The organism is Marinobacter algicola DG893, assembly GCF_000170835.1.
Classification (GTDB): domain Bacteria; phylum Pseudomonadota; class Gammaproteobacteria; order Pseudomonadales; family Oleiphilaceae; genus Marinobacter; species Marinobacter algicola.
In genome coordinates, this window is record NZ_ABCP01000033.1 from 26,426 (window position 1) to 39,684 (window position 13,259).

At 57.6% G+C, this 13,259-nt stretch carries 12 protein-coding genes and 1 pseudogene; 10 read left to right on the forward strand and 3 right to left on the reverse strand.

Annotation, left to right across the window (positions count from 1 at the left end):
• Positions 1-7 precede the first annotated feature (7 nt).
• Together MDG893_RS16035 and MDG893_RS16040 are read right to left on the reverse strand one after the other, a co-directional pair.
• On the reverse strand, positions 8-970 hold the full coding sequence (locus tag MDG893_RS16035) for a radical SAM protein (protein ID WP_007154861.1): 963 nt from the start codon (positions 968-970) through the stop codon (positions 8-10).
• A 76-nt stretch (positions 971-1,046) separates the two neighbouring features.
• On the reverse strand, positions 1,047-3,236 hold the full coding sequence (locus MDG893_RS16040) for an FAD-dependent oxidoreductase (RefSeq protein ID WP_007154862.1): 2,190 nt from the start codon (positions 3,234-3,236) through the stop codon (positions 1,047-1,049).
• Between the two features lie 219 nt (positions 3,237-3,455).
• On the opposite strand from MDG893_RS16040, the gene MDG893_RS16045 reads away from it, so the two are divergent.
• From MDG893_RS16045 to MDG893_RS16085, 9 genes and pseudogenes are all read left to right on the forward strand, one after another.
• Positions 3,456-4,076 carry an RNA polymerase sigma factor gene (locus MDG893_RS16045; protein WP_007154863.1) on the forward strand — a complete coding sequence of 207 codons (621 nt, stop codon included), beginning with the start codon at positions 3,456-3,458 and terminating at the stop codon, positions 4,074-4,076.
• On the forward strand, positions 4,070-4,333 hold the full coding sequence (locus MDG893_RS16050) for a zf-HC2 domain-containing protein (protein WP_040474688.1): 264 nt from the start codon (positions 4,070-4,072) through the stop codon (positions 4,331-4,333). The genes MDG893_RS16045 and MDG893_RS16050 overlap by 7 nt, the downstream gene beginning before the upstream one ends.
• Before the next feature lie 147 nt (positions 4,334-4,480).
• Positions 4,481-4,891, forward strand: coding sequence for a hypothetical protein (locus tag MDG893_RS16055; protein ID WP_007154865.1), 411 nt, complete (start codon positions 4,481-4,483; stop codon positions 4,889-4,891).
• 81 nt (positions 4,892-4,972) lie between these two features.
• The gene (locus MDG893_RS16060; RefSeq protein WP_007154866.1) at positions 4,973-5,725 is read left to right on the forward strand and encodes a YiiX/YebB-like N1pC/P60 family cysteine hydrolase; all 753 of its coding nucleotides are present in this window, start codon (positions 4,973-4,975) and stop codon (positions 5,723-5,725) included.
• Positions 5,722-6,393 carry a TVP38/TMEM64 family protein gene (locus MDG893_RS16065; protein WP_007154867.1) on the forward strand — a complete coding sequence of 224 codons (672 nt, stop codon included), beginning with the start codon at positions 5,722-5,724 and terminating at the stop codon, positions 6,391-6,393. The genes MDG893_RS16060 and MDG893_RS16065 overlap by 4 nt, the downstream gene beginning before the upstream one ends.
• 18 nt (positions 6,394-6,411) lie before the next feature.
• A complete protein-coding gene (locus MDG893_RS16070) occupies positions 6,412-7,740 on the forward strand; it encodes a DsbA family protein (protein ID WP_007154868.1) in 1,329 nt (442 codons plus the stop codon).
• A gap of 59 nt (positions 7,741-7,799) precedes the next feature.
• Positions 7,800-8,555: an amino acid ABC transporter substrate-binding protein gene (locus MDG893_RS16075; protein ID WP_040474689.1), complete on the forward strand. Its 756-nt coding sequence runs from the start codon at positions 7,800-7,802 to the stop codon at positions 8,553-8,555.
• A 26-nt stretch (positions 8,556-8,581) separates the two neighbouring features.
• Positions 8,582-9,256 (forward strand): amino acid ABC transporter permease, encoded by a 675-nt coding sequence (locus tag MDG893_RS16080; protein ID WP_007154870.1) that lies wholly within the window; start codon positions 8,582-8,584, stop codon positions 9,254-9,256.
• Positions 9,253-9,997: pseudogene (locus MDG893_RS16085) on the forward strand (amino acid ABC transporter ATP-binding protein). The gene MDG893_RS16080 and the pseudogene MDG893_RS16085 overlap by 4 nt, the downstream one beginning before the upstream one ends.
• A 26-nt stretch (positions 9,998-10,023) precedes the next feature.
• Here MDG893_RS16085 and MDG893_RS16090 read toward each other — a convergent pair.
• Entirely contained in the window at positions 10,024-10,866 is an 843-nt protein-coding gene (locus MDG893_RS16090) for a DUF547 domain-containing protein (RefSeq protein ID WP_244264442.1), read from the reverse strand.
• A 170-nt stretch (positions 10,867-11,036) separates the two neighbouring features.
• Between MDG893_RS16090 and MDG893_RS16095 the strand changes: the two genes are divergently transcribed.
• Positions 11,037-13,124, forward strand: coding sequence for a TonB-dependent receptor (locus tag MDG893_RS16095; RefSeq protein WP_007154874.1), 2,088 nt, complete (start codon positions 11,037-11,039; stop codon positions 13,122-13,124).
• Positions 13,125-13,259 lie beyond the last annotated feature (135 nt).

Here is a 13,259-nt window from a genome sequence, read left to right on the forward strand (position 1 = left end):
AAAAGAATCACCCAGGCGCCGAACAACTAGCCCCAAACCGGTAACACGCAAAACACCGGTGATGCCGAAGCATAATCCGCTCATCCATGCTTTCCGCCAGCGTCCCGCCAAGGTCATACTGCGGATCATCATCCACCAACGTACAGGCATACACCCGCACCCGGTCATCCCGCTTCACCAGCATGCGCGTGTATGTGCACATGAAGTGCGACCGCGCCTCCTTGGTGGGGTATTTCTCCATGCAGGTTTCGGTAATCTCCGGGCTGCCGTCTTCTGAGCCGGGCGCTCCCAGATCAGGGAACGCGGTGAATGCCAGCGTTTCGGGAATGCCCCAGTCACGCAGAATCTCGCGGAAAGCCGTTTCCACATCCGCCGGAATCTCGTCCGGATCGGTCTGGCGAGCAATCGAGACCTGGAAACCCTGGTCCACCAGCCAGCGGATGCCCTCCAATGCCTTGTTGAAACTGCCTTCACCCCGATCCACGTCATGACGGGCCTGGTCAGGAAAGTCCAGGCTGACGCGAAAATGGATCGGGTAGGTGTTATCCAGCAATGGCAGCACCTGATGGCGGCGTTTGAGCAACGGATCCGTGGCATTAGTCAGGACAAAGCAGGGACGGTGCTGGCTGGCGTAATCGAGGATATTGATAAAGTCTTTGATTACAAAAGGCTCACCGCCGGTGAAGGAGAATTGCTCCACACCCATATCCAGGGCTTCGTGGATAAAGGGTTTCACGTCGCTCAACTTCATGCCCGGAATGCGGCCATCGCCGGGGTGTGACCCTTCCAGGCAAAACGGGCAGGCCAGGTTGCAGGCGGTGCCGGTATGAATCCACAGTTCCTTGAGCTTGTCGGAATCAATGTAGCCGCGTGGGTCGCCGTTGCGGGTGTGGGTCCAGCTGTCGCGGGCCCTCGGTTCCAGCACTTCCACGGCGGGAATACGTCTTTCGGCGGTTTGGGTCAGGGGCATAGCTGCTCCGTGTTGACGATGAATCTATGAGTGCCAAAAAAGGTGCAGGCCCTGTAACACCTACACTTTTTCTGTTTTACGTTGTTACTTCCCGGCCGGCCTTGTCGCCGGCCTGTTTGCCACGGCGCCAGCCGTGAAGTTTCTCAAGCAGTTTGAGAATGCCCTGGGGTGCGTGTTCGCGCTTCCACTCTCCAGCGGCATACTTGGCTGATTCGTTCCAGGTCGGGTAAGGGTGGATAGTCCCCAGAATTTTGTTCAGGCCCAGGCCGTGCTTCATGGCCAGGGTGAACTCGGCCAGTATCTCGCCGGCGTGCACACCGACCACGACAGCACCCAGAATCTTGTCCTTCCCTGGCGGCGTGAGCACCTTGATAAACCCGTAATCCTCACTCTCAGCAATGGCGCGATCCAGGTCGTCCAGGCCATAGCGGGTGACTTCGTAAGCCACACCTTTTTCCTTGGCTTCCGCCTCGCTAAGGCCAACCCTGGCCACTTCCGGTGAGGTAAAGGTCACCCAGGGCATCACCCGGTAGTCGACCTGAAAACGCTTGAACTCGCCAAACAGACCGTTCACTGCTGCGTACCAGGCCTGGTGAGCCGCCGCGTGGGTAAACTGATAGGGGCCGGCGACATCGCCACAGGCGAAGACGTTGGGGAAACGCATGCTCATGTCTTCTGCCACTGGCACAGTGCCATTGGGCAGGGTTTCCACCCCAATCTTTTCCAGCCCCAGGCCGTCAGTTCGAGCGGCACGACCAACAGCCACCAGAACCTGGTCAAACACGATCCTCACGCGCTCGCCGTTGAACTCGCAGTAGGCCACCTTTTCTCCGTCCTCGACAGCGAACTCCTTGGCGGCGTGGTTAAGCCGCAGATCAATGCCATCCTGTTCAAACTGTTTCCGGATAACCTCGGAGACATCGGCGTCTTCCTTGGCCAGCAAACGCTCGCCCATTTCTACCTGGATCACCTTGCTGCCAAGCCTTGCAAAGGCATGGGCCAGTTCCGAGCCAATGGGGCCGCCACCAAGTACCAGCAAGCGCTCAGGCTGGGTCTGCAGGGACCATAGATTGTCCGATGTCAGCGGCTCCATGTCCGCCAAACCGGGAATGGGCGGCACTGCCGGCTTACCCCCAGTGGCCACCACAATACTGCGCGCGGTCAGGCGCTCGGTGTGACCGTCGCTATGGACCACTTCCAGCTCCCAGGGCGATACGAAGCTGGCGGTACCGGAGATGCAGTCAACACCCAGTTTGCGGAAGCGCTCAGGTGAGTCGTGGGGTTCCACCTTGGCGATAACCTCTTTCACCCGGGCCATGATATTGGCAAAGGAGCCTTTTACCGGCACCGACTCCAGGCCATAGCGATTGGCGTGGCGCAGGGCGTCGGCCGCCTTGGCACTGCGGATCAGCGCCTTGGATGGCACACAGCCGGTATTGAGGCAGTCCCCGCCCATTTTGTCTTTCTCGATCAGTGCCACCTTGGCTTTAACCGCTGCGGCAATGTACGCCGACACCAGGCCCGCCGAGCCACCGCCAATCACCAGCAGGTTGTAATCAAACGACTCGGGTTTCTGCCAGCCGGCGTACACCCGGCGCTTGCGAATGAAACCGACAACAAACTTGGCAATCAGCGGGAATACCCCCAACAGCGCGAAAGACAACAGAATATTGGCCGACACAATGTCGCTGGTGGTTTCAATCGTCGACAGCTGGGTGCCGGCGTTTACATACACAAAGGTACCCGGCAGCATCGCCGCCCAGCTCACCAAAGCGTAGGTCTTCAGCTTCATGGCGGTCAGGCCCATCGCCAGGTTAATCAGGAAGAACGGAAATACCGGTACCAGGCGCAGAGTGGCAAGATAGAACGCACCGTCTTTCTTGATGCCACGGTCCATCTTTGCGACGGTTTCCGCGTACTTCTCCCGCAAGGTATCCCGCATCAGAAACCTGGCCACCAGGAACGCAAGAGAGGCACCAATGGTCGATGCAATGGATACCGCAACCAGTCCATAGACATTGCCGAAGAAGGCACCGCCGGCCAGAGTCATGATCGCCGCACCGGGCAGCGACAGCGCCGTTACCACCACATACACTCCAGCAAACCCAAGCACCGCCGCCAGCAAATTCTGACTGATCCACTGTTCAATGGCAGACTGGTGTTTCTGCAGGTTTTCCAGCGTGAGTATCTCGTGACCGCCAAAACTGACAAACAGTGCAACCACGACACCGATAACCAGCAGCAAAACGAGCTTTTTGGAGTTCATAGCTAAATCCATAAATTAAAAGTGAAAACGGTTGCTCTGAGAGACACGCCAAAGCGCTGGATGTTACAGCAGCCAGGGTCTAAAATTTTTTTGAGCAGTGACTCATCATTACTGGAACTAATGGCTGCGACTATAGACATACCATTGTCCAGGCCGCTCTGGATGTCCAATAACATGTTTATAACAACGCTCTAACGCGGGTGTCCTGGGGTATACGGAATGGAAACCACAACGCACCAATCTGACGACGACATCCTCATCACCGGCCTGAAGTCGGGGAACCAGGGCGCCTTTCGCGAGGCTGTGCGTTTATACACCCCTGGCATGATGGCCGTCGCCCGCTTTTACCTTGATCACGCCTCGGCAGAGGAAATTGTCCAGGATTGTTGGGTGACGGTTATCGACGCCGTTCAGACATTTGAGGGCCGTTCCGGCCTGAAGACATGGCTGCACCGTATCGTGGCAAACCGGGCCAAGAATCATCTCCGAAAGACGAAGCGGGAAGTGAACGCGGATTTTTCGGAAGCGCTGGACCCGGACCTCGCCGCCCGCTTTGCGCCCAATGGTCGCTGGGCCACACCGCCGAGCCTGAAAACCAATGAGTCCGCCCAGGCACTGATGGAGAACGGTGCACTGAGCGACTGCCTTGATCGACACCTGTCCGCACTGCCGGAAACACAGCGATCAGCATTGATGTTGTACGAAGCGCATCAGCACAAATCCGACGACGTGTGTAACATTCTGGATGTCAGCGCCTCTAACCTGCGCGTGCTCCTGCATCGGGCACGGCAGAAAATCTTTCTGATGGTTGAGACATTTCAGGAGACAGGCGAATGTTAATGTGCCGGGATCTGGCTCGCATCGCCAGTGATTACATTGACGGTGAGTTGGGCACCGGGAAAGTAATGTCTGTGAAAATGCACCTGCTGATGTGCGGTCGATGTCGTAGCTTCATTGGCAGCCTGCGGGCCAGCATAGAGCTTATGAACGCCCACTCGAGCCAGCAGCTGGACGAAGATCTGGTACGCCGGATTGACGAACGTGTCAGTGAGTCGCTCAACGCTCGGCGCTCCGGAAACGACACGTCGGACCCGTGATGCTCTTCGCTTTCGTTTAACGACACCCGCCCCTTCCGGACGTTACACCAGGCTCTGACAGAACCACTCTTTTCGCTTGCCAATGGAACTCCCACACCACCGCTCTGTCTCTGGAACGATCATTCAAAATTCGAAAGGAGATATGGAATGCCCAAGCAGTTACCCCTTGCCCTGCTGTTACTTCGACTTGGTGTTTTCGTTGTTTTTCTGGTCTGGACCCTGGATAAACTGGTTCAGCCCGAGCACGCTATCAAGGTTTTCGATTCATTCTACGGGCTCGATGGCCTTGGCGAGACAGCCGTCTACCTCATTGGCATCGCACAACTTGTGCTGATACTGATGTTTGTTGCTGGCCTTCTGAAAACCTGGACTTACGGCGCACTCCTGATCTTCCACGGTGCTTCCACCCTGTCCTCATTCGCGAAATACCTGCAGCCTTTCGATAACCTCCTGTTCTTTGCGGCCTGGCCCATGCTCGCCGCATGCGCGGCGCTGTATCTGCTTCGTGATTACGATACGCTTACGCTTTCGAGGCAACCGGCTCCCACTGCTGCGTAAAACGGCGCCAGGGCGTTGTAACAGTCAGTCCGGTTGTTTGTCCTTGTTGCTATCAACCTACCGCCAACAACCGGAGTACCGATGCTACTGAACTGGCTGTCACGGCGCCTGACCACCTATCTTTCAAAGCAGGTCACCCAACACTCGGTGCGCACCTCCGCCTGGGAGGCCCTGGAAAAAACTCTTCAGCCCGGCGACGTTTTACTGGTGGAGGGGAATACGCGAATCAGTGTGGCCATCAAGTACCTGACTCAGTCAACCTGGTCGCACGCCGCCCTTTACCTGGGACCGAACGCGGGCCTTGGCGCCGCCGGCAATGGCGAGCCACATGTACTGATCGAGGCGGATCTTGAGGAAGGTATTCGCCCGCTTTCGTTGTCGGCATACCGCAACACCCATACCCGCATCTGTCGCCCGGTCGGACTCACTGACAATGATATCGACAAGCTTGTGGATTACTCGAAAAGCCGGCTCGGCCACCAGTACGACCTGAAAAACGTCTGGGATCTGGCACGCTACCTGTGCCCGACGCCACCGGTACCGTCCCGTTACCGGCGTTCGCTTCTGGCCCTTGGCAGCGGTGATCCGACCCGGGCGATCTGTTCCACATTCATCGCCGAGGGATTCCAGGCCCTCCGCTACCCGATACTGCCCGTAAGCCTATCCGAGCCAGAATCCGATCCGGCTTGCGCCGCGCAAAAGCGCGAGTACTTCCGGATTCGCCACCATTCTCTATTTGCGCCCCGGGATTTCGACGCCTCCCCCTATTTCAACGTCGTTAAACCCACGCTGGAACAGGGGTTTGATTATCGGGGGTTCCGGTGGGCGGAATGACACTGAGAATCGCCATCGTTGTTGTGGTAATGGCTGCCCTGGCAGGTGCCTGGTGGCTGCTGCAGATATTGGGAATACCCGCGGACCTGTCTCCAGATGCCCTTGCACAATGGCTGAAAAGCCAGGGGGCTGCCGGCCCACTGTTGCTGATGCTGCTGATGACGATCGCGGTTGTGATAGGCCCGATTCCCACGCTTCCGGTCAGTGCAACCGCAGGTCTGGCGTTTGGTGTGCTTGAGGGAACCGCCATCGCAGCAACCGGTGCCCTGCTGGGCGCCATGGCGGCGTTCTGGATTGCCCGTTGCCTCGGACGCGAGGTGATCTGCAAACGTTTTCCGGACAACCCTGTGCTTGCACGGGATGGCTCGCAACGCTTTCTCACCATTGCCATCCTGCTGACCCGGCTGATACCCGTTTTCTCGTTCGCCCTGATCAGTTACGCCGCCGGCGTCACTGCCATACGCGCCTGGCGCTTTGCGATTGCCACCTTCGTTGGCATGCTGCCAATGACGGTGGTGTTTGCAGGCCTGGGGAACACGTTCACGTTGAATCCGGTACTTACTGTCGCCGCAGGCGCGATTATCCTGGCAGTGATGGTATGGTTGCCGTGGTCCATCAGCCGACACCCAGGCTCGCAGCTGGCGCGCTGGCTTCAACTTAACCAATAACAACAAAGAGACGACCTTATGCGCCGTCCGGTCAAAGCCGATGTTATGCCCTGGCTCGCCCGTGCCCTTTCCAGTGCGCCCCGATATTCCCTGCAACGATGCCTTCACAACATACGGGCAAAGGCGCGGGGTGAGAGCGATCTTGTCCAGGTGTTCGTAAACCCCCGAGACCCATTTGGGCTGCCCCTGTTGCAGGCGCTTATCCAGCTACGGGAACGTTTTTATGTGCGTTTCCAGCTCCATACTGTCTGGCAACTGGACGACGATATATACCCTGAGCCGGCTCTCTGGCGCACCTGGGCGCAACAGGACGCCACAAGGCTCGCACAACTATACGGCTTCACGCCTCCAGACCGGCCGACGGCGCCCTCCGAGACCGAACTGACGACAGCCACGGCCCGTCTGCTCAATACAGAGAAAACCGGTGAAGGGCTGATAACCGCCGTGCGTGTGCTGGAAAATCTATGGCATTCACATTCTGGCTCGCCACCGGACACAACGCCCGCAAGGTATGACCACGCACAGCTGTCCGAGAATGAACGGTTGCTCCGAAGACTAGGGCACTATCAAGGCAGCATGACGAGGTACCTGGGTGAATGGTTCTGGGGCGTGGACCGCCTGGATCATCTTGAGCGGCGTCTAAACGAACAGGGACTGAACCGGGACGTCCCCGATGCGGTCCTTTTCACGCGCACATGGTCCGATTTGATGAGCAGCGGCCCCAGCCCGGCTGACGGCCATCGAGCGACCACCACCCTTGAGGTCTTCTTTTCCATCCGCAGCCCATACTCCTATCTGGGCCTGGAGCGAGCAGTCCAGTTGGCCAAGGCGTGGAATATTCCTCTTCAATTGAGACCGGTTCTGCCCATGTTGATGCGCGGGCAGTCGGTACCGGATGCCAAAAAGTGGTACATCTTCCACGACACCAAAAGGGAGGCCAACAAACTGGGCATTCCGTATGGTTTCGTCGCCGATCCTTTGGGGCCGGGCGTGGAAAGATGCTATGCCTTGTTCGAATACGCCCGCTCACTCGGTCGCGAGACCGACTACATGCTGGCCTACGCCAGGGCCGTCAATGCCGAAGCATCGCTCGAAACCGATGCCGGTCTGAAAGTATCGTCGAACGAGCCGGCTGGACTGCAGAAAGCCAAGGCTTTATTGAACGATCAAAGCTGGCGTGAGTGGGCGGAGAACAACCGCAAAGCCATGTATGACTGCGGGCTATGGGGCGTTCCCAGCTTCCGTTACGGGGAGGTCAGCTGTTGGGGGCAGGATCGGTTGTGGGTGATCGAAAAGAGCATCGTCGCGGCTACCGCGACTCTCAATAAACGCCAAGGGCGCGTATGATTACTCCATGCTCGTCCCAACTTGGGCGGTGAAGGCGACAAACTCTGGAAGGAGGTTCTATGAAAACACTATTTATTCATTCGTTGATCATCGTATCCATGATGCTAAGTGCTCCGGTTCTTGCCCAAGGAGACCCCTTGAGAGTCGGAATGTCCGGCCAGTATTTCCCATTTACCTTTGTGGAGCAGGATAAGCTCAAGGGGTTTGAAGTTGATGTCATGAACGCTGTTGGCAAGGAAATGGGTCGTGAAATCCAGTACCAGACCGCCAACTTCTCCGGCCTGTTTGGCATGCTGGAATCCGGGCGCATCGACACCGTTGCCAACCAGATCACCATCACCGAGGAGCGCCAGAAGGCCTACATTTTCAGCGAACCGTATGTCTATGACGGCGCTCAGGTAGTGACCAAAGAAGGCAACACCGAGGTCGAGAGTGTGGAAGATCTGAAGGGTAAAACCGTCGCGGTGAACCTGGGCTCCAACTTCGAGGCCCTGTTGCGGGAACTGCCCTATGCAGACGAGATCAACATCAAGACCTATGAGAGCAATCTGGAGCGTGATACCGCTCTGGGGCGCGTGGACGCCTTCGTCATGGACCGGGTCAGTGCCAGCCAGATCATCAAGGAGAAGCCTCTGCCGCTGGAGCTCGCCGGCCCAACGTTCTCCCAGATCACCAACGCCTATCCGTTCCGCAACACCGAGGCCGGACAAGCGCTGCGGGATGAAGTCAACGCAGCCCTGACAATCCTGCGTGATAACGGAACCCTGGCCGCCATTTCAGAAAAGTGGTTCGGCACCGACATCACCCAGCCCTGAGGGGCGCCACCAAGGGCTGACTCGCTATGGACGTGTTGAACGTCGAATACATGCTTGGGCTGGTACCTGTTTTGCTTGGGTACCTGCCCCTCACCCTGCAGCTGGCCGGCGTCGGGATGGTGCTGGCGCTGATCCTTGCCTGTCTGTTCGCCGTCGTCCGGGTGCTGCGCATCCCGGTGCTCAATCAGCTGACCATCGTGTTCATTTCCTTTTTCCGGGGCACGCCGCTGTTGGTTCAGTTGTTCCTGTTCTATTACGGCCTGCCACAACTGGTCAGCGCATTAACGGTCATAGACGGCATTACGGCGACCATCATGGGCCTGACCATGCATTTTTCGGCGTACATGGCGGAATCGATACGTGCCGCCATCGTGGGTGTGGACCGCAGCCAGACCGAAGCCGCCCTGTCGATCGGCATGACCAACGGCCAGCTGATGCGCCGGATAGTGTTGCCCCAGGCCACACGTGTGGCGCTGCCTACGTTGATGAACTACTTCATCGACATGATCAAGGCCACCTCCCTGGCATTTACCCTGGGGGTTACCGAGCTGATGGGTGCCACCCAGAAAGAGGCCGCCGGCAGTTTCCTGTACTTCGAGGCCTTCATTGTTGCCGCCATCATGTACTGGATCGTCGTTGAGATGCTCTCCAAGCTTCAGCACTACCTGGAAATCCGTCTGAACAAGGCCTACAGCCGATGATCAAGCTGGAATCACTGAGCAAACATTTTGGCAAAGCCGTGGTTCTCGACAGCATCGATCTCGCCATCGAAGAAGGTGAGATCGTGGTGATCATCGGTCCCTCAGGGACCGGAAAATCCACCCTGTTGCGCTGCGTCAACTTTCTGGAACAACCCACCAAAGGCACCATGACCGTTGGCGACCTGACTGTAGATGTGAACCGCGCCAGCCGCGCAGACATTCTCTCCATGCGCCGGCGAACCGCGTTTGTGTTCCAGAACTACGCCCTGTTCTCCAACAAGACCGCGTTGCAGAACATCGCCGAAAGGTTACTGGTGGTGGATCGCTGGCCAAAGGAAAAGGCTTACCAACGCGCCCGTGAAATACTCGAACAGATCGGCCTCGCCGACAAGGCAGATGCCTATCCGGCGTCCATGTCCGGCGGTCAGCAACAGCGGGTCGGTATCGGCCGTGCCATGGCGACGGGCGCGACGTCATCTGTTTGACGAGCCCACGTCGTCACTCGACCCCGAGTGGGTGGAGGAAGTGTTGGGGCTGATGAAGAAGCTGGCCTCGGAACGCCAGACCATGATGGTGGTTACCCACGAAATGTCCTTCGCGCGGGACGTGGCCGACCGTGTGATCTTTATCGACGGCGGTCGAATCGTGGAGCAGGGGCCACCCAGTGAGATTTTCCATAATCCCAAGGACCCACGAACCAAGGACTTTCTGAAGAAAATCCTGGCCACCAACCCGGTATAAACGACGGTCGGGCCGGCCAACACCGATTATCGGAGTTCGGGAAAGTTGTCGGGTTTGTTAAGCGCCCAGTCGTAATCGATGTACTCCAAAGCAGACGTTTGCGCGACACGACTCGCCACTGAATCATCCGCCCAGGCCCTGATAAACGCCTTTGGTGTGCCAGACGCTTCTTCGAAATCCGTCGCATACCACTTGAACAGCTCGGTAACATACGCGGTATCAGCATCTATCCTCAGATGCCGATCCGTATTGAACGCACGCCGGGTATTCTCCGCCAACAGGTTTTCCAGATTGTCTGCCGTATAGACAGTCTTTCGCAGTGGCGGACAACCAACGGACGCACAGTTCACCGCGAAATGCACCCGCGCGTCTTTCCACCCTTTTTCTGCGTATTCCTCACCGAGGAGAATATCCTTCTCCATCTGATTCAGGCTGTATTCCTGTCCGCCTATCGCAAACTTTTCCCGGCCAAAAACACTGTCCACAAAGGGATTGACGCGACCGCCGTAGTCCCACACCGAGTCAACGAGTTCGCCGTTCGGTCGCTCAGTCAGGATCTGGTCGATCATGAAGAAATTATAGGCGTTGAGCCAGAAGGCGACAGATTCAGCCTCGCCCTCGAGGGAGCGGATGTCGAAATCTGCCAGGCGGTCACGCTGATCCGCCAACAGGCCGTCGGTCTGTGATGAGGCCAGGGCCGCCTCATAGTCAAATGCGGAAACCAGGCCACCCTCGGCCGTTGTCGATTCTGTCAGGTGCTGCGCTAACAGACGCTGAAACGGGTCAAACGTTGCTTCATCGGCGGCAGCGGTCAGCGGCATGATTGCGACGAGCGTTATCAGGCACATCAATCGTCCAGGTTTGTTCACGTCACTCTCCATAGGTCTACAGGTTTCACGGGTCTACAGCTTTATCGCCTTTGTTCTTTCACCGACACGAAAGGCCGATCATTGTTACAATGCAATTAGTATTGATAATCGATTACATTTAGTTTAGTTTCCGCATCGTGACGAAAAACAACCATCAGGTGCCAAGAACCATGCTCAAACAACCCCACGCACTACGCTATTCCCTGATCCTCGCGCTTGGATGCGCCACAACCGCAACTGCTCAGGAAGGCACCGATCAGGCACCGCAATCCCTTGATACCCTTGAAGTAACCGCCACTCGCGGTCTCGACTCCCTCAACGTTAACCCCGGTGCGGTCACCGTGGTTGACCGTGACGCTATCGACAAACAGTCCTCGTTGGGTGGCAACGTGGGCGATATTCTGGCCAAAACCGTTCCAGGCCTGTCGCCCTCCACCCATGGTTTAACCAGTGTGGCGCAGACGCTGCGTGGCCGAAACCTGTTCGTGCTGATCGACGGCATTCCCCAGACCATCAGTCTGCGCGACGGCCTCCATTCCCTGAATTCCATTGACCCGTCGTCGATTGAACGCATTGAAGTTATCCGGGGTTCTAACGGTGTGTATGGCTTCGGTGGTACCGGCGGCATCATCAACATCATCACCCGCAAGAACGAGAAAGGCGCCCCCCTATACCGCACCGAACTGAATGGTGGTTTCTCCACCGAACACATCAAGGACAGCGAACAATTCGGGCTATCCCAGAGCGTAATCGGTGGTAAAGGCGCCTTTGACTACCAGCTCCGAGGCTCCTATGAACAACGCGCTAATTTCTTCGATGCCGATGGCGACCGTATTCCGCCGGACCCGAACGGCCAGGGTGGCATTGCCGACTCCCGCGAGTTCGACGTGCTGGCAAAGCTCGGCTTCGACCTGGACGCCGACAAGCGCCTGGAACTGACCACCAGCTACTACGACATCAAGCAGGACACCAATTACGTCCTTGAAGCGGGCGTGTACGGCGAGCAGAAAACCCGCGCCGTCAAAGGCGACCCGGGTGGCAAGGATCAGGGCACTGAAAACCTGAACGTGAACCTGACCTACAGCGACCGGCAACTGTTCGGCGATACCTCACTGGGTGCGCAGCTGTATTATCGCGACTACATGACCCGATTCGGGTACTTCGCCACCTTCTATCCCGGCGGTGGACAGTCGCTGACCGAATCGGAGCGCATCGGCTCCCGTCTGGACTTTGAAACGCCGTTTGACGTCATGTCTGGCGCCAAGTTGCTCTGGGGCCTGGACACCCTGATGGAAACCACGGCCCAGCCCCTGGAAGACGGACGGACATTCGTACCTGAAATGGACCAGAACAGTGTGGCTCCGTTCCTGCAGGCGGAACTCCGGCTGGATCCCCAGTGGACCGTGAACGCCGGTGTCCGCTACGAAAAATTCTGGTTCGAGGTGGACGACTACACCACGGTGTATGGCGCGGACGTCGAAGGCGGTGAGCTGGAGTACAGTGAAACGGTCTTCAATACCGGGGCCCGATACCAGGTGAACGATGTCTGGGCAGCAACCGCCAGCTTCTCCCAGGGCTTTACCGTACCGGAGATTGGTCGCACCCTACGCCAGCCCCAGCAGGGCACATCGCTGGATCAGATCCGTCCTGAGCCACAGGTGGTGGACAACTACGAGCTTGGCACCGAGGCAGTCTGGGATCGCGCCGATCTTGCACTGACGCTGTTTTACAGCGAGTCGGAACTGGGAACCAGCCTTGCAGCGGCCAACGCCAATGAGCCCATTCCTGTGCTGCGCAGCCCTGAACGTATCTACGGTTTCGAGGCAGAGCTCAACACCTATCCCACCCGCGACCTGAGCGCCGGCGGCACCTTTACCTGGATGGAAGGCAAAGTCGATTCTGACGATGACGGCAGCTACGACACCTACCTTGCCGGCAACCGGATCTCACCACTCAAGCTCACTGGCTATGTGGAACACGACAGCACTGCGCGCTGGAGCAATCGCCTGCAGGCCATGGTCGTGGGTGATCGCGACCGCTTTAGCGGTAACGGTTTTGGCCAGGGCGAGGTGGAGTCCTTCACGGTTCTGGATCTGACCAGTACCTGGCGGACCGGCAACGGGGATATCACCCTGGCCATCAACAATCTGCTGAACGAAGACTACTTCCCGGTGATCTCACAGATCTACAATTTCAACACCCAGTACACCACCGCACCCGGCCGATCTGTCATGGTCAGTTATGGGGTCGACTGGTAAACGGCAGACTGGCAGGACCACATATAAGGCCGCTCAACGCGGCCTTATATCTTTTACCATCCAGCAAACCGACGCCGTAGGGCCCTCGTCCAGGTCCGCACAGGTGTCGACACGCACGACCTCCATCGTGCCGCA